The sequence below is a fragment of the Marimonas lutisalis genome (assembly GCF_005434965.1).
Lineage (GTDB): Bacteria > Pseudomonadota > Alphaproteobacteria > Rhodobacterales > Rhodobacteraceae > Marimonas_A > Marimonas_A lutisalis.
Map to the genome: position 1 here is coordinate 730,987 of NZ_SKCI01000001.1, position 19,857 is coordinate 750,843.

Sequence of the window (19,857 nt, forward strand, 5' to 3'; positions counted from 1 at the left end):
CGCGATCTGCTGGGCAAGGAGTATGATCGTCTGCCGGGAGCGGTGCGGGACTTTCACGATCACGCCCATCAGCATTATCGCGGCACGGCCTTTTCGGGCGGGGCGCGGCATTGGCTGGCCGGGTTGATCCGAAGCTGGTTCGGGTTTCCGGATCTGGGCGCGGCGCAGGACGTGGAAATCTGGCTGTCACTCGTCGAGGGGCGTGACCGGTGGCAGCGCAGGTTCGGCGCACGCAGGTTTGCCTCGAGCTTCTTTCCCGCACCGGACGGGACGCTGGATGAACGATTTTCACCGTTTCGCTTCGGGTTCCGGCTTCGGGTTGAAAATGATCGGATGTACTGGGACTTTGAACGCTGGTCGTTCATGGCGCTGCCGCTGCCCAGGATATTGGGGCCCAGAATCGAGACATGGGAGGGGGAAAGCGACGATGGCGGTTTCGAATTCTATTCCCATGCCGATTTTCCGCTGATCGGGCGGCTGGTGCAGTATCACGGGGTGGTGCGGCCGGCGGACTAGCCTTGGCATAGTGTGCCGTTGCCGCGGGGTGAAATGCGACAGGTCTCGCGTCGCTGCGGGCAAAGCCCGGAAAACCGTCCTGGGATTCCCTTGAGTCAGGCATCAGGGGAGGAAGCCATGGCATCGTTCATTGATCTCGACCGCTATCCGATTCACCAGAAGGGCGCGGCCCGGGAGGCGCTTCTGGCGCGGGTCAGGAGCGATCTGGCGCGCGACGGCTGCGCGGTGTTGAAGGGGTTCGTGACCCCGCAAGGGGTGGCCGCGGCGGTGGCCGAGGCCGATGCGGCATCGCCCGGCGCGCATCGGTCGTTCAATCGCACCAACGTCTATTTCACCGCTGATGATCCGAACCTGCCGGAGGCAGACCCCCGGCGGCGGTTCTATGAGCGCTCGAACAGTTTCATCCCGGCGGACAATTTCGCCAGGGGCGGGCCGATCCGGGCGGTGCATGATGCGCCCGGGTTTGACGACTTCATCCGCGAATGCCTGGATGAACCGAAGGCGCGGTTTTTCCGCTATGCCGATCCTCTGGCCGATGTGATCGTCAACATGGCGGAGGAGGGCAACGGCTTTCCCTGGCATTTCGACACCAACAACTTCACCGTCACTCTGGCGTTGCAGAACGCCGAGGGTGGGGGCGAGTTCGAATATTCTGCGAGTATTCGGGACGCGCGGAACGAGAATTTCGACGAGGTGGCGAAGGTGCAGGATGGCACATCCGACCAGGTGCGCCAGCTGGTTCTGGAACCCGGAGACCTGCAGATATTCAAGGGCCGCTACAGCCTGCACCGAGTTGCGCCGCTTTCAGGCAAGCGCCGGCGCTACGTGGCGATCTTTTCCTATGTCGAGGAACCGGACATGGTGGGCGCGCCCGAGCGGACGCGCCAGCTTTATGGACGGGTGCTTCCGATCCATCTTCAACGCGCCGGGCTGCGGGCGGACACGCTGATCGACTGAGGTGTCAGTCTGCGCGGCGTTCGTCGAAACTCATCGCGATGAAGCCGGGCATGTGGTCGCCCATGCCGACGACCTTGTTGCCGTCGTCCTTCTTGCCCCGGCGCGGCTGGCTGCGCGGTTCATCCTTGCGGGTGTCGTCCTTTTCGGCGCGCGCCTCGCGCGGCTTGTCTTCCTTGCGGGTGTCGCGCTCGCGCTTGTCGTCGGATTTCGCGCGGCTGCGCTTTGGTTTTTCGGCCTCGCGCTGCGGTTCTTCCGCGGCGGGCGCGGCGCCGGCGACCGGGTTGTCGAGGCGCGGGATCTGTTTTTCGATCAGGCGTTCGACATCTTCGAGGTTTTTCTCGTCCCGGGGCCCGCACAGCGTGATCGCCTTGCCTTCGCGGCCGGCGCGGCCGGTGCGGCCGATGCGGTGAACGTAATCCTCGGCATGGCCGGGGACGTCGAAGTTGAAGACGTGGGAGACCGAGGGCACGTCGAGCCCGCGGGCGGCGACATCGGAGGCGATGAGCAGTTTCAGTTCGCCGTTGCGGAAGCCTTCGAGCGTGCGCGTGCGCTGGCTCTGATCCAGGTCGCCATGGATGGGGGCTGCATCGTAGCCGTATTTCTTGAGCGATTTCGCGACGATATCCACATCCGACTTGCGGTTGCAGAAGACGATGGCATTGGTCAGTTTCTCGCCCTCGGCGTCGATGAGCGCGCGCAGGAGCTTGCGTTTTTCGCTGTCGGCGCGGTCGCGGCGCGAGGGTTTGAACATCACCACGCCCTGTTCGATCGTCTCGGAGGCTGTGGCCTGGCGGGCCACCTCGATCCGCGCGGGGGCGGACAGGAAGGTGTTGGTGATGCGTTCGATCTCGGGCGCCATGGTGGCCGAGAAGAAGAGCGTCTGCCGGGTGAAGGGGGTGAGCGAGAAGATACGCTCGATATCGGGGATGAAGCCCATGTCGAGCATGCGGTCGGCCTCGTCCACCACCATGATCTGTACGCCGGTCAAGAGCAGCTTGCCGCGTTCGAAATGGTCGAGCAGGCGGCCCGGCGTGGCGATCAGAACGTCGACGCCCTTGTCGATCAGCGCGTCCTGTTCCTTGAAGCTGACACCGCCAATGAGCAGCGCCTTGGTGAGCTTCACGTGCTTGGCATAGATGTCGAAGTTTTCGGCTACCTGTGCGGCGAGTTCGCGCGTGGGGCAGAGCACGAGGCTGCGCGGCATGCGCGCACGGGCGCGGCCGCGGGCCAGCATGGTGATCATCGGCAGGGTGAAACTGGCAGTCTTGCCGGTGCCGGTCTGGGCGATGCCAAGGACATCGCGGCCTTCGAGGGCGGGGGGGATGGCCCCTTCCTGAATCGGGGTCGGCGTTTCGTATCCGGCCTCTTCAACGGCCTTGAGAACCTTCGGGTGGAGCTTTAGCTCGGAAAATTTTGTCATGTGTATCCGTGGTTTACGGACACGTCTGGCCCGTAGCGTCTGGTTTGGGTCGGGCCCGGGTGGCCCCGTGGTTTTTCCACATGCGTGACCCACGCAGCCGACATAGCGAAATAAGGCGTTATCGTCAATTGCACCTCGCAATCAGCGGGCAATAGGCCGCGCATGGCGGAATTGGTGCCGGATGCGAAACAATGCCTAGGCAAGTTCGGGGAAATGGCGTGCGCGTTTCGCGTCGAGGCCGAGCGCGTAGCTGCGCAGGAGGCCCTGCGCGCTCAGGCGGGCGCGCAGGTCGGGCGTGGCAAGGCAGACCTCGTCATAGAAGCGGCGCAGGCCCGCTTCGCCTTCGCTGTCTTCGAGGAAGCGGAACAGCTCGTGCATGGTCATGCCGCCCATGTCGCGCGCGCGGTTGGGGGCGAGAGAGGGGCGGTAGGAGCCCTGTTCGAGCCGGTAGCGGTAAGTTTTCATCCAGGCCTGCCAGCTTTGGGCGTGCATGTGGCACAGCTCGGTTCCGGTGAGTTCGACCTGGCCGGGGTTCTGATCTTCGCCCAGCTGGATGTTGTGGATCTTGATGCCGAGCCCGTCGATCCCGGTGCGGATGAAGAGTTTGCCCGCGACATGGGAGAGGAAGCCGCCGTTGAGAAACGCGCCGAAGGTGGGGTAGATCGCCTCGGTCTCGCGCTGGCGCTGGGCCCGGTTGTTGGTCATCGCCTTGAAGATAGTCTGGCCCGGGGGGATGTCGGTAATACCGTCGGTCGACAGCGCCTCGACCGGGCGGATGCGGGCGCAGAGGCAGGTTGCGGGAAGTGCTGCAAGTTGTCCGGACAAGTCACTGGCAGGCCATAGAAACTCATCGACGTCGATATGTGCGAGCCAGTCGATTTCGCCGGCCTTGCGGCGGTAGGCGTGGCGCGCGTTGGCGCTTTGGCGGGCCTGGTGCTTGGCCGGGCGGTTGTCGCTGCGCCAGTTGGCGGCGTCGGCCTTGAAGACGCGGATCTTGGGGTGCTTCTTCAGCGCCTCGAAGGCATCCGGGTTGTCATCGTCGAGATAGAGAAACAGACGGTGTGCACCGAGATCGAGGTGATAGGCTGCGAAATCGGCAATCTCTTGCAGGGGGGCCTTGATGGTGGAGACGATGCCCCAGCGAAGCTGATCCTGCGCCATTCAGTGCCAATCCTCGTCAACCAACTGCGGAAAGAGTTTCCGCGCTTTGGCGTCAAGCCGCAAGTCCCGCGACAGCAGCATCCCGCGCGAGGCAAGCGCGGCGAGGTGGGCGGGCGTGGCGGTGCAGACGGTATCGAAGAAATCCCGAAAGCCGGAGTCGCCCGTGGTCTGCACGATGGCATCGAAAAGTTCCGAAAGGCTTAACTGCCCGTCCCGGGCGGCTGAATAGGAGCCGTTGGCGCGGCGGGTGGGCAGGTTTCGGTGGAACGCGTCCCAACTGGGCGCGTGGGCATGGCCGAGGCGGATGCGGTCCAGCCGCTGTTCGGGCGCGCGGCGCTGGCCGGGCAGCAGGAGGGCGTGGATGCCGGGGCGCGCGTCGGCGAGGCCGGTGCGGAAGAACGCCTTGCCTTCGCCATGGCTGATCAGGCCGTTGCGCAGGTGCAGGCCGTAGTCGGGGTAGAGCTCTTCCAGCACGGCGCGGGGCTGGCCGGCGGCCTGCGGCGGCAGTTTGAAATGGCTGGTGGTGCCGGGGGCGACGGGGGCCAGAAGCTCGGCCGGCATCATGCGGGCCTGGGCGATATCGCGGGGCAGGGCGGCCAGCGCATCGGCCACGGGCATATCGGCGAGGATGAATTCATCGGCGTCGATATGGGCCAGCCATGTGACATCGGTTGCGGCATAGGCGCGGGCGGCATTGGCCATCTGCCGGCGGTGGATTTCGGCGGCGTCCTGCGTGCCGTCAAGGACGCGCAGTGCCGGATGGGTGAGCCGGTGGATCCCAGGCGTTGGCGCATCGAGAAAGAGATGGATACGCGCCGCGCCAAGGGCGATGTGATGGGCGGCGAAGCGGGCAATCTCGCCAAGGGGGGCCTTCACCGTGGTGACGATCCCCCAGGATGGGCTCACACCATCATCTCCTTGGTGGCGGAGAGTTTCACATCCGGATAATCGCGCTCGACCCGGTCGATATCCCATTGCAGGCGGGTGAGATAGACGATGTCGCCGTCATGGTCGTGGGCGATGTGCTGCTTGTTGGTATTGGCAAACTTATCAACGGCCTGGCGGTCGCCGCTCACCCAGCGGGCGCTGGTGAACTGCGATTGTTCGAAGCGCACGGGGATGCCGTATTCCAGCTCGATCCGGCTTGCCAGCACCTCGAATTGCAGGGCGCCGACAACGCCGACGATGAAGCCCGAACCGATCGCCGGTTTGAATACCTTGGCGGCGCCTTCCTCGGCGAATTGCATCAGCGCTTTTTCCAGGTGCTTGGCCTTCATCGGGTCGGTGGCGCGGACGCCTTGCAGCAGCTCCGGCGCAAAGGAGGGGATGCCGGTGACGCGCAGCGCCTCGCCCTCGGTCAAGGTGTCGCCGATGCGCAACTGGCCGTGGTTTGGAATGCCGATGATGTCGCCGGCCCAGGCCTCTTCGGCCAGTTCGCGATCCGAGGCGAGGAACAGCACCGGGTTGGAAATCGCCATCGGCTTTTTGGTGCGCACATGGGTGAGTTTCATGCCGCGTTTGAAATGGCCCGAGGCCAGCCGGACAAAGGCAACCCGGTCGCGGTGCTTTGGATCCATGTTTGCCTGAACCTTGAAGACGAAGCCGGAAACCTTTGATTCCTCGGGCATAATCTGGCGCGGCTCGGCGGATTGGGGTTGCGGTTCGGGGCCGTAGGTGGCGATGCCGTCCATCAGTTCCTTGACCCCGAACGAGTTGATCGCGGAGCCGAACCAGATCGGCGTCATGTGCCCTTCGAGCACCGATTTCGGATCGAGCGCGGGCAGAAGTTCGCGCGCCATTTCGACCTCTTCGCGCAGCTGTTCGAGCAGGTCGGCGGGCACGTGCTCGGCCAGCTTGGGATCGTCCAGACCCTTGATTTCAATCGATTCCGCGACGCGGTTGCGATCGGCCCGGTCCATCAGTTCCAGCCGGTCGCCCAGCATGTCGTAGCAGCCCAGGAAATCGCGCCCCATGCCGATCGGCCAGGAGGCCGGGGTGACGTCGATGGCCAGGTTTTCCTGGATTTCGTCAATGATATCAAAGGTGTCGCGGCTCTCGCGGTCCATCTTGTTGCAGAAGGTCAGGATCGGCAGGTCGCGCAGGCGGCAGACTTCGAAGAGCTTCTGCGTCTGGCTTTCCACGCCTTTCGCGCCGTCGATCACCATGATCGCGGCATCCACTGCCGTAAGCGTGCGATAGGTGTCCTCGGAGAAGTCCGAGTGACCGGGTGTGTCGACAAGGTTGAAGCGGAACGTCTTGAAATCAAACGACATTGCCGAGGCGGAGACGGAAATGCCGCGATCCTGTTCCATCTTCATGAAATCCGACCGGGTGCGCCGGGCCTCGCCCTTGGCGCGGACCTGTCCGGCCATCTGGATGGCGCCGCCGTAAAGCAGGAATTTCTCGGTCAGCGTCGTCTTGCCCGCATCGGGGTGCGAGATGATCGCAAAGGTACGGCGCCGCGCGATTTCGGGCGGCAGAGCGGGGCGGTTTGGAGCGGCGTCAAGCATGAGCGGGCGTATAGGTAAGGTTTTGAGCAAAGGCAAGAAAAGAGGGGGTGATCGGCGTGCACCGCCCGGCTGACATCCGGCTGCCTTGCGATCGGGTCGGCGGGCATTAACCTTTGCCGTCTAAGCCTTGCCACAAGGTTAATGGCCGAGGAGCCCTGAGATGAGCGAGATGAAACGGATGGCGGACGCGCGGATGATCGAGGAGTTGCGGCGGCTGCAGGCCGACCTGGCCGAGGCCTGGGTCGATCGGTCGCTGCCCGAGGACTGGAACGGTCTGGCCTCGCGCGAGCCGCTGCCGCCGGTCAAGGAACGTGTGACGATCCGGTTGGATGCGGACATGGTGCGCTGGTTCCGCAAGCTGGGCCCGGGATACGGGCGGCGGATCAACGCGGTGCTGCGGATCTACTGGGAGGCGCTGATCGCGGGGCGGATCAAGGCGCATTGGGACGAGGACGCGCTGGCGCCGCCCTTCGTGGAATATATCGAACGGATGGCCGAGATGAGCCCGGCGCGGCGCGACCGGGGTTAGGCGTTTCAGCGCGTGGTGGCGCGGCGCAGCAGTTCGGCGGCATCGGGTCGGTCGAGCAGCTTGCGCCCGATCTCGAAATCGAGATGCGCGGCGTCGCCGTGCCGCGGCAGGGAGGCGGCCATCTTCTCGGCCAGGTCTCGGGGCAGGGCCGAGCGCGTGCGCGGGTCGATCAGCAGTGTCTCGGCGGCGATACCTTCGGCAAAGATGATCTGGTGCCGGTCGAAGAGCAGCTGGAAATAGTCGACGAAGCCGCCATCCTGGACGCGGACGCTGTCGCCGTTCACCAGGTGGCGGGCCTTGACCAGAACCTCGGACCGGCCCGCCCCGATCCGGTCGGAGCGTTGGTATATGAACAGCCGGTGATCGGGCGAGACAATGAGTTCGCGCACGTTATGCAGCGTGCCGGCGGTGATGACGATGGGGGCAAACTCGCCCACGGCGCGCACGGTGTGCTGGCCGATCCAGCGAATTTCCTGCGGGCCGTCATCGCGGGTCAGCACCCGGTCGCCGACCCGCAGATCCTGGATCGGGCGCTGTTCGCCGGTGGCCAGCGCGATATGCTTGCCCCGGGTGAAGGACACGCAGGCCACCTGGGCAAAGCGCGAAAGCGCGGTGTCGCGCTCGATCCCGACGAGCAGGTAATCGGTCTTGGGGTGGAGCGGCGCGAGGGGCAGGCCGTAGATCTCGGCGGCGTTGCCCTCGGCGTCGACCTCGACCAGCACCAGGAGTTCGCTCACCTGGCTGTCGCGCGTCATCAGGGTGAGACAGCTGTCGAGCACGACGGTGGCCCCGGGCGCGCCAAGCGCTGTATCGTCGGCGATCACGAAGCGGCCGTCATCGCCGGCATGCAGCGAAAGCCGGCCCAATTCGGCCCCGTAGGCCAGCGCATAGCTGTCTTCGAGCACCAGTTCATCAGCGAAGGAGAGACCATCGCCCATGTTGGCGCCGTTCACCGCGGGCAGCATGGCCGAGCTGTAGACGGGAAGGGAATGGGCCGGGCGGCTGGGGCCGGGGGTCATCGCAACAACATCCTGACTGGTCTCAACAACACGCGACGTAGCGTAGGATTGTGGCAGGATCGGGTCAACGCCCCGGTGATTTGCTGGCAATGGAACGCGGAGTGGGCTTTAGTCGGCAGGGAATCACGAAGGGGAGTGAAGCCATGGATCTGGGGATCATAGGGAAAAAGGCGATCGTCTGCGCCAGTTCAAAGGGGCTCGGGCGCGGCTGTGCCGAGGCGCTGGCCGAGGCAGGGGTGAACCTGGTGATGAACGCGCGCAGCGCCGATGTGCTGGAGGCTGCCGCCGAGGAGATCCGTGCGCGCCACGGTGTCGAGGTGACGACGGTGGCCGCCGATATCGTCAGCGAAGAAGGCCGCGCGGCGGTTCTGGAGGCCGCGGGAGACGTGGATATCCTGGTCAACAACGCCGGCGGGCCGCCGCCGGGCATGTGGTACGACTGGGAGCGCGAGGATTTCGTCAAGGCGCTGGATGCCAACATGCTGACGCCGATCGCGCTGATCAAGGCCTGCCTGCCGGGGATGATGGAGCGCGGCTGGGGCCGGATCGTCAACATCACCTCGGTTTCGGTCAAGGCGCCGATCGGGGTGCTGGGGCTGTCGAATTCGGCGCGTGCCGGGCTTACCGGCTATGTCGCGGGCACGGCGCGTCAGGTGGCGGGCAGCGGCGTGACGATCAACAACCTGCTGCCGGGGATTCATGCCACAGACCGGATCGTGCAGATGGACACCCATGCCGCCAAGACCGAAGGGCGCGACATCGCCGAGATCCAGGCCGCGCGGCAGGCGACGATCCCGGTCGGGCGCTATGGCACGGCCGCGGAATTCGGCCAGACCTGCGCCTTCCTGTGTTCGCAGCACGCGGGCTTCATCGTCGGGCAGAACGTGCTGCTGGATGGCGGCGCGACCAACCTGTCGATGTAAGGCCCCTGCCGCCGGCCCGCCCGTGGCGCGCGGCCCCGCCCACCCACCCGCCGCGCGCCACGGGCGGGGGCTGAGCCGAGGCCGCGGCGCGCGGGTTAGGGGCGGGCCAGATGAGTATTTCGGCCAAGAAAGAGACGCGCGAAGGCGTCGGGTGCCGCCCGCCCGCTGCCGCTCTTTCTTGGTGAAAATACTCAAAGTCCACGGCGCGTTCGGGATCGGCGCCCGCGCTGATGCGCCACGGTTGGCCAAGGCCTGGCCGAGGCCCCGCCGCGACGCGCTTGCGCGGCGCAATCCCTTATTCGGCGGGCTGGAACCCCTCGATCAGCTGCCGCAGGCCGAGGGCGGCGCCGGCGAAGATAGCGGCAAAGGTCACCGGGGCCGAGAAGCTGAGCACCGAGAAAGCCGACAGGCCCTGGCCCACGGTGCAGCCCATGGCAATGACCGCGCCTGCGCCCATCAGTGCCGCGCCGAGGATCTGGCGCTTGAGTTCGCGCGGGTCTTCGCAGGCTTCCCAGCGGAAATGCCCCTTGAGGCCTGAGCCGATGAACGCCCCGACAACGACGCCGGTGACCGAGCCCACGGCAAAGGAGGGCAGGCGGGCCGAGGCGGTCATGAACCACAAAAGCGTTTCGCCCACCGGCGCCGAGAAGGAATGCGAGACCACCGGCACGGGTTCGAAGCCGGTCATTGCCACATAGGCCGATCCGGCCCAGCCGGAGATTATGGCAAGCCCGACCACCGCGGCCCAGAAGATGGATTTCGGGCGGGCGAGAAACTCACGCGAGGCGAGCGCGCCGAGCGCGATCAGGGCGCCGATCACGATGCCGAGCACCGGCAGAGACGCACCGGTCCAGGCCGCGAGCGCATGGGCGATGCCCGGGGCCATGTCGCCCACCACGTCCTCTTGCGGGAAGGCCCAGACACGCAGCCCGGCGAGCGGACCCGAGAGCACGATATAGGCCGACATGCCCATCACCAGCACGATGACGAAGGCGCGCAGGTCACCGCCGCCCAGGCGCGCGATCGAGCCGTAGCCGCAATTTCCCGCAAGCGCCATGCCATAACCGAAGATGAGCCCGCCCAGGATCGAGGCGAGTGGCATCCAGCGAATCGAGAGATAGAAGCTTTGTTCGGGAACGAGCATACCCGCCGCGGTGAGCCCGAATGTGCCCATGATGGCGATGCCGATGGCCAGTACCCACATCCGCATCCGGATCGACGAGCCGCCATAGAGCAGGTCCTCGATCGCGCCCATGGTGCAGAATCGTCCGAGCCGGGCGGCCAGCCCCAGAAGGATGCCGCCGAAGAGCCCGGCGAGCGCAACGAAGGCGTTGTCGCCGATGATGTCGAGCATGAAGGTCCCCCAAAACCCGCCGCGCCGCGGCGGCGGTGCCGACCGGAGGCCGGATCAGCAGTCGTCGTCGCAGAACAGCTCGTAAACGAGTTCGAGTATACGCTTGGGGCGATTGTCGGCCAAGCGGTAATAGATCGCCTTGCCCTCGCGGCGGGGAACCACGAGACCTTCGAGCCGGAGGCGGGACAGCTGTTGGGAAACCGCCGCTTGGCGGGCCGAAAGCAGATCTTCCAGCTCGGTCACCGATTTCTCGCCGGTAACGAGGTGGCACAGGATCATCAGCCGGCCTTCATGGCTGACGGTCTTGAGGAAGTTCGAAGCCGTGGTCGCGTTGGCGACGAAGCGGTCGAGCTCTTCCTCGCTCAGGTCCTTGTCGAATACGGGCAGGCCCATGTCACTTTCACCCCTCTTGCATCACCGGTCCGGCTGGCGGCCGGTGCGCTCCGTTCGTATTGTTTCTTCACTGTCGTGGTGCCTTGGCGGCACGCTTTGGTTTATCCGTTTTTCTGGTCCGGTTTCCCGGCACCGGTAAAGTCCGTCTTCTCTTCAAGCATCATCTTCAGCAGGCCCCAGAAGAAATCTTCGCCCGGGTAGCCCTCGATTCGTCCGATTTCAGCGCCGTCCTCGACCAGGATGAACGTGGGCGTGTAGAGTACTTTGCGGGCAAAGCTCACCCCGTCGGGCGCGCCGTCCTTGAAGTGGACCTGGCGCAGCGGGGCAAAGGCGCCTTCTTCGGTTTTGGAATAAATCGGTCCGATCAGGCGATGCCAGGTTTCGCAATAGCCGCACCCGGGTTGCTCGACCATGATAAGCTCTGCGGCGGCAAGTGGCGCTGCCAGCCCGATCCAGAAAAATGCCGTAAGGCGAAGTGCAGCGCGTTTGAGCATGATGCACCTGATTGACCAAATGTTGCACACATCATAATCTGATAATGTGTTTTTCACAAGGGAGGGGGCCAGCGGTGCTGGATATCACGTATTTCGGTGCGCTGCTGGCAGGCTTGGGCGCGTTTTTTACTCCGTGCATTCTGCCCATGGTTCCTTTCTACCTGAGTTACATGGCCGGGATTTCCATGGCCGAGCTGCGCGGCGATGGCGAGATCGCCCCGGGCGCGCAGCGGCGGCTGGTGACGTCGGCGATCATGTTCGCGCTGGGGGTGACGACGATCTTCATGCTGATGGGGATGGGCGCCACCGCGCTGGGCCAGGCCTTTGCCGAGTGGAAATCGACGCTGGCCTATGTCGCCGCGGCGGTGATCTTTGTCTTCGGGCTGCATTTCCTGGGCATCATCCGGATCGGGTTCCTGATGCGCGAGGCGCGCATGGAATCGAAAAGCGATCCGACGACAGTTCTGGGCGCCTATGTGATGGGGCTGGCCTTCGGGTTCGGCTGGACGGCCTGCGTGGGGCCGGTGCTGGCCTCGATCCTGATGATCGCGAGCGGCATGGGCGACATTTCCAAGGGCGCGCTTCTGCTGGCGGTATTCGGGCTGGGGATGACGGCGCCCTTCGTGATCGCCGCGTTTTTCGCGCGGCCCTTCCTGGCGTGGATGCAGCGGCACCGGGCCAAGATGGTCTATGTCGAGAAAGTGATGGGGGTGATGCTGATTGTCTTTGCCATCCTCATCGCAACCGATACGGTGAATATCATTTCCAACTGGATGATCGAAAACGTCCCGAGCTTCGGCAATCTCGGGTGATCAGGGAGACAGCGGATGAAACGTATTCTGATGGCACTGATGATGCTGGCGGGGCTCGCCACGGGAGCGGCGGCCGAGATCGGCGATGATGGGCTGCACAAGCAGCCGTGGATGCGCGACACCTTCAAGGACCTGCGTGAGGACCTGGCCGAGGCCAAGGCGGAAGGCAAGCGGCTGGTTCTGTTCGTGGAGCAGCGGGGCTGCATCTACTGCAAGAAGATGCATGAAGAGGTCTATGTGATCCCCGAATTGTCGGACTATATCGGCGAGAACTACTTCGTGGTGCAGATGAACCTGCACGGCAACGACGTCGCGGTGGATTTCGACGGCGAAGAGGCCGAGCAATCGGAGCTGATGCGCAAGTGGGGGATTCTCTTTACGCCGACGCTGATCTTCCTGCCTGAAGAGGTGGAAGAGGGCAAAACCGCCGTTCAGGCGTCGGTTGCGACGATGCCGGGGGCCTTCGGGTTCCACACCACTTATGACATGTTCGTCTGGGTCAACGAAAAACGCTATGAACTTGACAATGGCGAGGATTTCCAGCGTTACCACGCCCGGATGTTTAAGGAACGACAAGAAAAGGGCGCGGACTGAGCAAGAAAATTGCGCGGCGCAAATTCACCATTTTGAATTTGATGTTGCGTTCCGATGCGCGTCTGAAATAGTGTGCACACAGATGACCTGAACTCAATAAAGGTTACGTAAGGGAGGAATCATGAAGCTTACGACTATGACATTGGCGGCGGCTTTGGTGGCCGGATCGGCAATGGCCGAAGGGGTTGTGGCCCCGCAGGACGTCAAATTCAACGAGGATGGCGGCGTGGACATGTCGCTGACCGGCAAGCCGGGCAACCCCGAGGAGGGCTTCAAGGTCTATTCCTCGAAGAAGCTGGGCAACTGCATCGCCTGCCACATGATCGCATCGGTCGATGCACCGTTCCCGGGCAACGTGGGCCCGGAACTGACCGGTGTCGGCGACCGCTGGGACGAAGCGCAGCTGCGCGGCATTCTCGTGAACTCGAAGATGACGTTCGAGGGCACCGTGATGCCGGGCTATTACAAGGTCGATGGCTTCATCCGCCCGGGCAATGCCTATACCGGCAAGGCGGCGGACGACTCGTTCGGGCCGTTGCTGAGCGCGGAGCAAATCGAAGACGTGGTCGCGTATCTGTCGACTCTGAAAGAGTAAGACGGGCGCGGGCCGAAACTGACACTATCTGAGGAGAGAGATATGGAATTCTCGAGACGCGATACGCTGGCGCTGGGTGCCGGTGCTGTTGCCCTGACGGCCCTTCCGCTGCGCCTGAGCGCGGCCGCGGCCGATGACCTGATCGCCGAGTTCACCGGCGGTGCTGCCGTTGCAGACGGCGGCGTAAATCTGGATGCCCCGGAAATCGCCGAGAACGGCAACACCGTTCCGGTATCGGTGAGCGCTGAGGGCGCATCGGCAATCCTGCTGATCGCGGCCGGCAACCCGAACCCGAACGTCGCCACCTTCAACTTTGGTGAGCTGGCTGGTTCGAGCTCGGCTTCGACCCGGATCCGTCTTGCGGGCACGCAGGATGTTATGGCGGTTGCCAAGATGGCCGATGGCAGCTTTGCCAAGGCGTCGAAGAACGTGAAAGTCACCATCGGCGGCTGCGGCGGCTAATCAGAGGAGATCAGAGATATGGCAGAAGGTGTTAAACCCCGCGTGAAAGCGCCGAAGTCGGCCGAAGCCGGCGAGGTCGTGACGATCAAGACCCTGATCAGCCACAAGATGGAATCGGGCCTGCGCAAGGACAAGGACGGGAACCTGATCCCGCGTTCGATCATCAACCGCTTTACCTGCGATTTCAACGGCAAGAACGTCATCGACGTGACGATGCAGCCGTCGATTTCGACCAACCCGTATTTCGAGTTCGAAGCCACCATCCCGGAAGCCGGTGATCTGAAGTTCACTTGGTACGACGATGACGGCTCGGTCTACGAAGACACGAAATCGGTCAAGGTCGGCTGATCTGATCGGGAATATCGGGCGCCTTGCCCCGCAGAAGGGCAAGGCGTTTTCAAGGGAGGAAACCGAATGAAATTCAAGACTTTGTCGGTCATCGCCGCGGTCGCACTTGCCATTCCCACGCTGGGGGCAGCTGACGCGGACGACGACAAGCTGGTCATCAACGGCGAGATCGAGGTCACGACCAAGGTCGAGCCGGCGGCGCACCTGGATGGCGCGCTGAGCGAGGTAATGTCGGGCTGGCATTTCCGTAATGACGACACCCAGGCCATGGAAATGGACGACTTCGACAACCCCGGTATGCTGGGCGCCGAAGCGGGCATGGAAATCTGGAACACCGCGGCGGGCACCGAGGGCAAGTCCTGTGCCGATTGCCACGGCGATCCGGCCGAGAGCATGAAGGGCGTGAAGGCGTCCTATCCCAAGTATGACGAGAAGGCCGGCACGCTGATGACCGTTCAGATGAAAATGAACGAGTGCCGCACCGAGCGGATGGGCGCCGAGGCGTGGAAATACGATGCCGGCAGCGCGATCAACGTGGAAGCGATGATTGCCAGCCAGTCGCGTGGCATGCCGGTGAACGTGGCCATCGACGGCCCGGCGGCGCCGTTCTGGGAAAAGGGCAAGGAAATCTACTACACACGCTACGGCCAGCTTGAGCTGAGCTGTGCGTCCTGCCACGAGCTCAACTATGGCAACATGATCCGGGCCGACCACCTGAGCCAGGGCCAGATCAACGGTTTCCCGACCTACCGTCTGAAAAATGCCAAGCTGAACGGCGTGCATTCGCGCTTCAAGGGGTGCATCCGCGATACCCGCGCGCACACCTTCAGCCCGGGCAGCGACGAGTTCATCGCGCTTGAGCTTTACGTGATGAGCCGCGGCATGGGCCTGGGCATCGAGGGCCCGTCGGTCCGCAACTAAACAGATCGAGGGCCCGCCTGGCATGAGTGCCGGGCGGGCCTTTTTCTATTGTAACAAATTCAATGTTGTGCATATGTCCCGCGCAACACGAGAAACAGCCAGGAAAGGGCCCGCAACATGATCTCACGTCGCGATTTTCTTCAGGTCAGCATGGCCGCATCGGCCATGGTGGGCGCCAGCGGTTTCGGAAACTGGGCCCGCCTGGCCGCACAACAGGCGCTGACGCAGGATGACCTGCTGCAGTTCGACACGTTCGGCAACGTGAGCCTGATCCACATCACCGATATTCACGCGCAGCTGAAGCCGGTCTATTTCCGCGAGCCCGAGATCAACCTGGGCGTGGGCGACGCGCGGGGCCAGGTGCCGCATATCACCGGCGCCGAGTTCCGCAAGCTTTACGGTATCGAGGATGGCAGCCCGTCGGCCTATGCGCTGACCTACAATGATTTCTCGTCGCTGGCGCAGGCCTATGGCCGGGTGGGCGGCATGGACCGCGTCGCCACCGTGATCAACGCGATCCGCGCCGACCGCCCCGATGCGCTGCTGCTGGATGGCGGCGACACCTGGCACGGCTCTTACACCTGCTATCACACCGAAGGCCAGGACGTGGTCAACGTGATGAACGCGCTGAAGCCCGATGCGATGACCTTCCACTGGGAATTCACGCTGGGCAGCGAGCGGGTGCGCGAGCTGGTCGAGGGCTTGCCCTTTGCCGCGCTGGGCCAGAACATTTTCGACGCCGAGTGGGACGAGCCGGCGGAGGATTTCGAAAGCTGGAAGATGTTCGAGCGCGGCGGCGTGCAGATCGCCGTGATCGGCCAGGCCTTCCCCTATATGCCGATCGCCAACCCGCGCTGGATGTTCCCCGAATATTCGTTCGGCATCCGTGACGAGCGTATGCAGGAGATGGTGGACGAGGCCCGCGCCGCCGGTGCCGAGCTGGTTGTCTGCCTGAGCCACAACGGCTTCGACGTGGACAAGAAGATGGCAAGCCGCGTGACAGGCATTGACGTGATCCTGTCGGGCCACACCCATGACGCGCTGCCCGAGCCGGTGCTGGTGGGCGACACCATCATCATCGCGTCGGGCTCGAACGGCAAGTTCGTGAGCCGCGTCGACCTGGATGTGCGCGACGGGCGGATGATGGGCTTCCGTCACAAGCTGATCCCGATCTTCAGCGACGTGATCGAGCCCGACAAGGAGGTGGCCGCCCTGATCGACGAGCAGCGCGCGCCCTTCAAGGCCGAGCTGGAAGAGGTGATCGGCACGACAGACGACCTGCTGTATCGCCGGGGCAACTTCAACGGCACCTGGGACGACCTGATCTGCGACGCGCTGATGTCGGAGCGTGAAGCCGATATCGCCATGTCGCCCGGCGTGCGCTGGGGCCCGAGCATCCTGCCAGGCCAGGCGATCACCCGCGAGGATATCTGGAACGTCTGTTCGATGACCTATGGCGAAGCCTATCGCACCGAGATGACCGGCGAGTTCATCCACGTGATCCTGGAGGACGTGGGCGACAACCTGTTCAACCCCGACCCCTATTACCAGCAGGGCGGCGACATGGTGCGGATCGGCGGCATGGGATACCGGATCGACGTGACCAAGCCGCAGGGTGAGCGGATTTCGGACATGACGCTGCTGAAGACCGGCGAACCGATCGACCCGGCGAAGACCTATGTCGTGGCCGGCTGGGCCAGCGTCAACGAAGGCACCGAGGGCCCGCAGATCTGGGACGTGATCGAAAGCCACATCAAGAAGCAGGGCACGATCAAGCTGGAGCCCAACACCAGCGTTGAGGTTGTCGGCGGGTAAGCGCGCCAACAAGTGAATTCGGGGTAGGCCGGGCTTAAGCCCGGCCTACGTCGTTTGAGGGGTCAGGATCATCTCGGCCAGGCGGCGCGAGACTTCGGCCATGCGCAGGTAGCCATCGGCGCCGTGGCCCATCGACAGGTAGAGGCCGGCGAGGCTGTCGCTGGCGCCGAACAACAACTGATCGCCTGGCAGGAACGGGCGGAAGCCGTGCACGGCCTCGATCAGGGGCAGGTCGGCCAGCGCGGGGGTGGCGCGGATCGCGCTGTCGAGCAGGGCGCGCACCGAGGCGGCATCGGGATAGTCGCGCATGTCGCCTTCGACGCGGGTGACGCCAACGATCAAGCGGCCATCGGAGCGCGGGCAGAGGATGCCATCGGGGCGCTTGATCAGCCGGGTGAAGAGCGGGGCGGGCATGCCCAGCGTCAGGATCACGCCGCGCACGGGCCGCGAGGCGGGCAGGTCGGCGGGCAAGCCGGCGATGCGGTCGAAGGCATGGCCGGCGGCCAACGCGACGCGGCTGGCCGGCATGGGGCCCTGGGCCGTATTCACGCCAGTGACGCGGCCATTCTCTGAGGTGACTTCCAGCGCGGCGCGGTTTTCGAGGACCTGCCCGCCACGCGCGCGGATCGCCGTGGCCAGAGCGGCGCAGAGTTTGCGCCCGTCGACCCAGCTGACCTCCCTGAGCCAGCAGGCAATGGTAATCTCTGGCGAGAGGCCCGGTCCCAGCGCGCGGGCGGCGGCGCCGTCCATCAGTTCGACCTGCCAGCCGGCGGCGCGGCGGGCGTCATGATCGGCGGTGATTTGGGCCTCGTCCCCGGCATAGCCGATGCGCAGGAGGCCATCGGTGCGGAAATCCACATCAAGCCCGGTTTCGGATTGAAGATCGGCGATGAAACCGGGGGTGGCGCGCAGGCTGGTCCATTCCAGATCGGTAACCGGCGAGGGATCGAGCCCGGGTTGCAGGTAGCCGGCAGCGGCGTGGCTGGCGCCCTGGCCGATGGTGCCTGCGTCGATCACGGTGGGGGGCAGGCCGCGTCGGGCGAGTTGCCAGCCGAGCGAGAGCCCCGCGATGCCTGCGCCGATGATGATCATTGGACAAGTCTCCTGCCGCGATGCGCCGACGCTAGTCCTGCGGCGGGGGCGGGGCAATGGTTTAGGCGCGTTTGGCGGCCTTCGGTGCGGGCAGGGCGATCAGGTTGTTGGCGAGCATGGTCTGCATCGCCCATGTGCCATAGGCGTCATTGCCGTGCCGGCCATCGCGGTGGGCGTGGTCGCTGGGCAGGTCGGTGGTGCCGGGGGCGTAGTGCTCCCACGGGTTGAAGCAGGTTGCGCCGAGGGCGCGGATGCAATCGGTAAAGATCGCCGTTGCGTCGCGCGCGCCCTGGCGGCGGGCGAAGTTGGGCGGGGCGGCGACGGTGAGGGCGCAGCCGGTCGCCTGCACGTTGGCGATCAGCTCGAGCGGGCGGGCGAGTTCGGATTCGATGAAGGCGCGGAAAACGGCGCGGGAGACCGGGATATCGCCCGCATCGAGATCGAGCGGATCGCCGGCATAGCCGTGGCCGCGCCACTGGAAGCGGGCGTTCATGCGGCCCAGGTTCATGCAGCTGAGGATGACCGGCAGGCCGGCGGTGAAGGGCGAGTTGTGGCCGAGCGCCGCGCCGAGCTTGGCCGCGCTGCGGCCGACCCATTTGCGCCGGGGCGAGGCGAGGCCGGTTTCCCGGCTGAACTCGACATCGGCCTCGAACCAGGCGGTGCCCGATAGGGTGAGAGATTTCACCCCGAGCCCGAGCGCCTTCGCCCCGGCGATGAGTGCGCGGGTATGACTGTCGCCGATGATGATCAGGTCAGTTGGCATTCTGCGCCTCCAGCGCCTGTTCCTCGCAGGCGAGGTCTTCGGCCTTCTGCTCGGCGCGGATGGCGGCCTGGCGGGCCTTGAGCCGCGAGGGCGCGCGTTTGATCTGCGGGGCGGAGAGATCGAGCCCGGCAAAGAAATGTTCCATCACCAGCTGCACGCCATAGGGCGAGACCGAGCGCATGTTGGGTTCGTAGAACTGGCCCCGGGTGGGGGCGGTGGCGATGAGTTCGTAAGACGGGAAATAGGCGATCGCGTCGTCCTGCGCGGCCAGGTCGCCGGCGACGGCGCGCAGCACCGATTTCGAGTAGGTGGTGGCGGCCAGCACGTGATCGCCCGAGGCGGTAGCGGTGAGCGGGACCGGCGAGACGGTGAGAATGATGCGCAGGCCGGGATTGATGGCGCGCAGCCCGGCGATCGCAGTTTGCATCGCCGTCATGATCTGCGGATAGGTGTAGTTGCGAAAGACGTGGCGGGCTTCGTCATAATTGCCGGCGAGCGTGCCGGGGCACATCGCGTAGGGCTGGCCGGTTTCGGCGTTTTCGAACCCTTCGGTCAGGCCCATGGTGAAGACGAAGACATCGGCATCTTCGACCGAGCGGCGGAAGGCATGGGCGGTGCCGCGCAGCATCAGGCGGCATTCGTCTTCGTCATCGAAGCCGTCGGGCTCGATCATCGGGCGCAGGCTGTCGCGGGTGCGGCCGGCCTCGTTCCAGAGTTCGATCCCGTCGCAGAGCGCAGGATCGCGCGCCAGCGCGACCCAGCATTCCAGTGCGCGGGCGGTGTAGATGTTTGCGGTGCGGGCGGAATAGATGCCGTAGTTGAACCGCCGTTCCAGATCGGCGGGGAAATTCGAGGGCGATGGCTCGGCATTGACCCAGCCCAGGCCGCGCGAGACCAGGGCGCGGCTGATATGCTGGGCAAAGCAGGAGCCATAGGTGGCGAATTGCACGTTCGCGGGCAGCGAGAAACCCGTTTGCCACAGGTTTTCATAGCGGTAGAGGCCCGGTTCAGCCACGCCGGTGCGCCAGAAGGCAGTGGCCGGCTGGCGGGAAAACGGATTGTCCTGACCCATGGATACCTGTCCGGTCCGCGCATTGTTCGCGGTTTACTGCTCACGACAAAGTGTCCGGGTTTGGTAACGCCAAGTCAATAGATACGCGGGATTCTAGGAAAACCGGC

The 19,857-nt window shown here is 64.5% G+C and carries 22 protein-coding genes; 11 read left to right on the forward strand and 11 right to left on the reverse strand.

Annotated features, from left to right (window positions below; translation table 11 throughout):
• The first annotated feature begins 42 nt into the window (after window positions 1–42).
• Both E0501_RS03570 and E0501_RS03575 read left to right on the forward strand, forming a co-directional pair.
• A complete protein-coding gene (locus tag E0501_RS03570; protein ID WP_161594542.1) occupies window positions 43–516 on the forward strand; it encodes a DUF4166 domain-containing protein in 474 nt (157 codons plus the stop codon).
• Window positions 517–633: 117 nt separating this feature from the next.
• The gene (locus E0501_RS03575) at window positions 634–1,473 is read left to right on the forward strand and encodes a HalD/BesD family halogenase (protein WP_137699962.1); all 840 of its coding nucleotides are present in this window, start codon (window positions 634–636) and stop codon (window positions 1,471–1,473) included.
• A 4-nt stretch (window positions 1,474–1,477) separates the two neighbouring features.
• Here E0501_RS03575 and E0501_RS03580 read toward each other — a convergent pair whose 3' ends face one another.
• The 4 genes from E0501_RS03580 to E0501_RS03595 form a co-directional block, all read right to left on the reverse strand.
• Entirely contained in the window at window positions 1,478–2,893 is a 1,416-nt protein-coding gene (locus E0501_RS03580) for a DEAD/DEAH box helicase (RefSeq protein WP_137699963.1), read from the reverse strand.
• 195 nt (window positions 2,894–3,088) lie between these two features.
• A complete protein-coding gene (locus tag E0501_RS03585) occupies window positions 3,089–4,054 on the reverse strand; it encodes a glycosyltransferase family 2 protein (RefSeq protein ID WP_137699964.1) in 966 nt (321 codons plus the stop codon).
• Entirely contained in the window at window positions 4,055–4,960 is a 906-nt protein-coding gene (locus tag E0501_RS03590) for a glycosyltransferase family 2 protein (protein ID WP_161594543.1), read from the reverse strand.
• Window positions 4,957–6,564 (reverse strand): peptide chain release factor 3, encoded by a 1,608-nt coding sequence (locus E0501_RS03595; RefSeq protein WP_137699966.1) that lies wholly within the window; start codon window positions 6,562–6,564, stop codon window positions 4,957–4,959. Before E0501_RS03595 ends, E0501_RS03590 begins: the two co-directional genes overlap by 4 nt.
• 160 nt (window positions 6,565–6,724) lie before the next feature.
• On the opposite strand from E0501_RS03595, the gene E0501_RS03600 reads away from it, so the two are divergent.
• Window positions 6,725–7,093, forward strand: a complete 369-nt coding sequence (locus tag E0501_RS03600; RefSeq protein WP_137699967.1) for a BrnA antitoxin family protein — start codon at window positions 6,725–6,727, stop codon at window positions 7,091–7,093.
• 5 nt (window positions 7,094–7,098) lie between these two features.
• On the opposite strand, the gene E0501_RS03605 is transcribed toward E0501_RS03600, so the two are convergent.
• Entirely contained in the window at window positions 7,099–8,112 is a 1,014-nt protein-coding gene (locus tag E0501_RS03605; RefSeq protein ID WP_137699968.1) for a Hint domain-containing protein, read from the reverse strand.
• A gap of 143 nt (window positions 8,113–8,255) precedes the next feature.
• Between E0501_RS03605 and E0501_RS03610 the strand changes: the two genes are divergently transcribed.
• Window positions 8,256–9,035, forward strand: coding sequence for an SDR family oxidoreductase (locus E0501_RS03610; protein WP_137699969.1), 780 nt, complete (start codon window positions 8,256–8,258; stop codon window positions 9,033–9,035).
• 295 nt (window positions 9,036–9,330) lie between these two features.
• Here E0501_RS03610 and E0501_RS03615 read toward each other — a convergent pair whose 3' ends face one another.
• From E0501_RS03615 to E0501_RS03625, 3 genes are all read right to left on the reverse strand, one after another.
• On the reverse strand, window positions 9,331–10,389 hold the full coding sequence (locus tag E0501_RS03615) for a YeeE/YedE family protein (RefSeq protein WP_137699970.1): 1,059 nt from the start codon (window positions 10,387–10,389) through the stop codon (window positions 9,331–9,333).
• A 54-nt stretch (window positions 10,390–10,443) separates the two neighbouring features.
• Complete coding sequence (locus E0501_RS03620) at window positions 10,444–10,782, reverse strand: ArsR/SmtB family transcription factor (RefSeq protein ID WP_137699971.1); 339 nt, start codon at window positions 10,780–10,782, stop codon at window positions 10,444–10,446.
• A 101-nt stretch (window positions 10,783–10,883) separates the two neighbouring features.
• Complete coding sequence (locus E0501_RS03625; RefSeq protein ID WP_170222763.1) at window positions 10,884–11,276, reverse strand: thioredoxin domain-containing protein; 393 nt, start codon at window positions 11,274–11,276, stop codon at window positions 10,884–10,886.
• Window positions 11,277–11,350: 74 nt separating this feature from the next.
• On the opposite strand from E0501_RS03625, the gene E0501_RS03630 reads away from it, so the two are divergent.
• From E0501_RS03630 to soxB, 7 genes are all read left to right on the forward strand, one after another.
• Complete coding sequence (locus tag E0501_RS03630) at window positions 11,351–12,088, forward strand: cytochrome c biogenesis CcdA family protein (RefSeq protein WP_137699972.1); 738 nt, start codon at window positions 11,351–11,353, stop codon at window positions 12,086–12,088.
• 15 nt (window positions 12,089–12,103) lie between these two features.
• Complete coding sequence (locus tag E0501_RS03635; protein ID WP_137699973.1) at window positions 12,104–12,682, forward strand: thioredoxin family protein; 579 nt, start codon at window positions 12,104–12,106, stop codon at window positions 12,680–12,682.
• A gap of 121 nt (window positions 12,683–12,803) precedes the next feature.
• A complete protein-coding gene (gene soxX, locus E0501_RS03640; RefSeq protein ID WP_137699974.1) occupies window positions 12,804–13,277 on the forward strand; it encodes a sulfur oxidation c-type cytochrome SoxX in 474 nt (157 codons plus the stop codon).
• Between the two features lie 42 nt (window positions 13,278–13,319).
• The gene (gene soxY, locus E0501_RS03645; protein WP_137699975.1) at window positions 13,320–13,739 is read left to right on the forward strand and encodes a thiosulfate oxidation carrier protein SoxY; all 420 of its coding nucleotides are present in this window, start codon (window positions 13,320–13,322) and stop codon (window positions 13,737–13,739) included.
• Between the two features lie 18 nt (window positions 13,740–13,757).
• A complete protein-coding gene (gene soxZ, locus E0501_RS03650; protein WP_137699976.1) occupies window positions 13,758–14,087 on the forward strand; it encodes a thiosulfate oxidation carrier complex protein SoxZ in 330 nt (109 codons plus the stop codon).
• Window positions 14,088–14,153: 66 nt separating this feature from the next.
• Window positions 14,154–15,008 (forward strand): sulfur oxidation c-type cytochrome SoxA, encoded by an 855-nt coding sequence (gene soxA, locus E0501_RS03655; RefSeq protein ID WP_137699977.1) that lies wholly within the window; start codon window positions 14,154–14,156, stop codon window positions 15,006–15,008.
• A 117-nt stretch (window positions 15,009–15,125) separates the two neighbouring features.
• A complete protein-coding gene (gene soxB / locus E0501_RS03660) occupies window positions 15,126–16,823 on the forward strand; it encodes a thiosulfohydrolase SoxB (RefSeq protein WP_137699978.1) in 1,698 nt (565 codons plus the stop codon).
• Window positions 16,824–16,868: 45 nt separating this feature from the next.
• Here soxB and E0501_RS03665 read toward each other — a convergent pair whose 3' ends face one another.
• The 3 genes from E0501_RS03665 to E0501_RS03675 all read right to left on the reverse strand — a co-directional run bounded on the left by E0501_RS03665 (window position 16,869) and on the right by E0501_RS03675 (window position 19,750).
• The gene (locus tag E0501_RS03665) at window positions 16,869–17,915 is read right to left on the reverse strand and encodes an NAD(P)/FAD-dependent oxidoreductase (protein ID WP_137699979.1); all 1,047 of its coding nucleotides are present in this window, start codon (window positions 17,913–17,915) and stop codon (window positions 16,869–16,871) included.
• Between the two features lie 61 nt (window positions 17,916–17,976).
• Entirely contained in the window at window positions 17,977–18,678 is a 702-nt protein-coding gene (locus E0501_RS03670) for a hypothetical protein (RefSeq protein WP_137699980.1), read from the reverse strand.
• The gene (locus E0501_RS03675) at window positions 18,668–19,750 is read right to left on the reverse strand and encodes a GSCFA domain-containing protein (RefSeq protein WP_137699981.1); all 1,083 of its coding nucleotides are present in this window, start codon (window positions 19,748–19,750) and stop codon (window positions 18,668–18,670) included. Before E0501_RS03675 ends, E0501_RS03670 begins: the two co-directional genes overlap by 11 nt.
• Window positions 19,751–19,857: the final 107 nt, after the last annotated feature.

Excerpts from the sequence above, each read along its gene's own strand:
- E0501_RS03665 (WP_137699979.1), bottom strand. The coding sequence starts at position 17,915 with ATGATCATCATCGGCGCAGGCATCGCGGGGCTCTCGCTCGGCTGGCAA.
- soxX (WP_137699974.1), top strand. The coding sequence starts at position 12,804 with ATGAAGCTTACGACTATGACATTGGCGGCGGCTTTGGTGGCCGGATCG.
- E0501_RS03635 (WP_137699973.1), top strand. The coding sequence starts at position 12,104 with ATGAAACGTATTCTGATGGCACTGATGATGCTGGCGGGGCTCGCCACG.
- soxA (WP_137699977.1), top strand. The coding sequence starts at position 14,154 with ATGAAATTCAAGACTTTGTCGGTCATCGCCGCGGTCGCACTTGCCATT.
- E0501_RS03605 (WP_137699968.1), bottom strand. The coding sequence starts at position 8,112 with ATGACCCCCGGCCCCAGCCGCCCGGCCCATTCCCTTCCCGTCTACAGC.
- E0501_RS03575 (WP_137699962.1), top strand. The coding sequence starts at position 634 with ATGGCATCGTTCATTGATCTCGACCGCTATCCGATTCACCAGAAGGGC.
- soxY (WP_137699975.1), top strand. The coding sequence starts at position 13,320 with ATGGAATTCTCGAGACGCGATACGCTGGCGCTGGGTGCCGGTGCTGTT.
- E0501_RS03610 (WP_137699969.1), top strand. The coding sequence starts at position 8,256 with ATGGATCTGGGGATCATAGGGAAAAAGGCGATCGTCTGCGCCAGTTCA.
- E0501_RS03620 (WP_137699971.1), bottom strand. The coding sequence starts at position 10,782 with ATGGGCCTGCCCGTATTCGACAAGGACCTGAGCGAGGAAGAGCTCGAC.
- E0501_RS03675 (WP_137699981.1), bottom strand. The coding sequence starts at position 19,750 with ATGGGTCAGGACAATCCGTTTTCCCGCCAGCCGGCCACTGCCTTCTGG.
- E0501_RS03670 (WP_137699980.1), bottom strand. The coding sequence starts at position 18,678 with ATGCCAACTGACCTGATCATCATCGGCGACAGTCATACCCGCGCACTC.
- E0501_RS03615 (WP_137699970.1), bottom strand. The coding sequence starts at position 10,389 with ATGCTCGACATCATCGGCGACAACGCCTTCGTTGCGCTCGCCGGGCTC.
- E0501_RS03585 (WP_137699964.1), bottom strand. The coding sequence starts at position 4,054 with ATGGCGCAGGATCAGCTTCGCTGGGGCATCGTCTCCACCATCAAGGCC.
- soxZ (WP_137699976.1), top strand. The coding sequence starts at position 13,758 with ATGGCAGAAGGTGTTAAACCCCGCGTGAAAGCGCCGAAGTCGGCCGAA.
- soxB (WP_137699978.1), top strand. The coding sequence starts at position 15,126 with ATGATCTCACGTCGCGATTTTCTTCAGGTCAGCATGGCCGCATCGGCC.
- E0501_RS03580 (WP_137699963.1), bottom strand. The coding sequence starts at position 2,893 with ATGACAAAATTTTCCGAGCTAAAGCTCCACCCGAAGGTTCTCAAGGCC.
- E0501_RS03625 (WP_170222763.1), bottom strand. The coding sequence starts at position 11,276 with ATGCTCAAACGCGCTGCACTTCGCCTTACGGCATTTTTCTGGATCGGG.
- E0501_RS03600 (WP_137699967.1), top strand. The coding sequence starts at position 6,725 with ATGAGCGAGATGAAACGGATGGCGGACGCGCGGATGATCGAGGAGTTG.
- E0501_RS03595 (WP_137699966.1), bottom strand. The coding sequence starts at position 6,564 with ATGCTTGACGCCGCTCCAAACCGCCCCGCTCTGCCGCCCGAAATCGCG.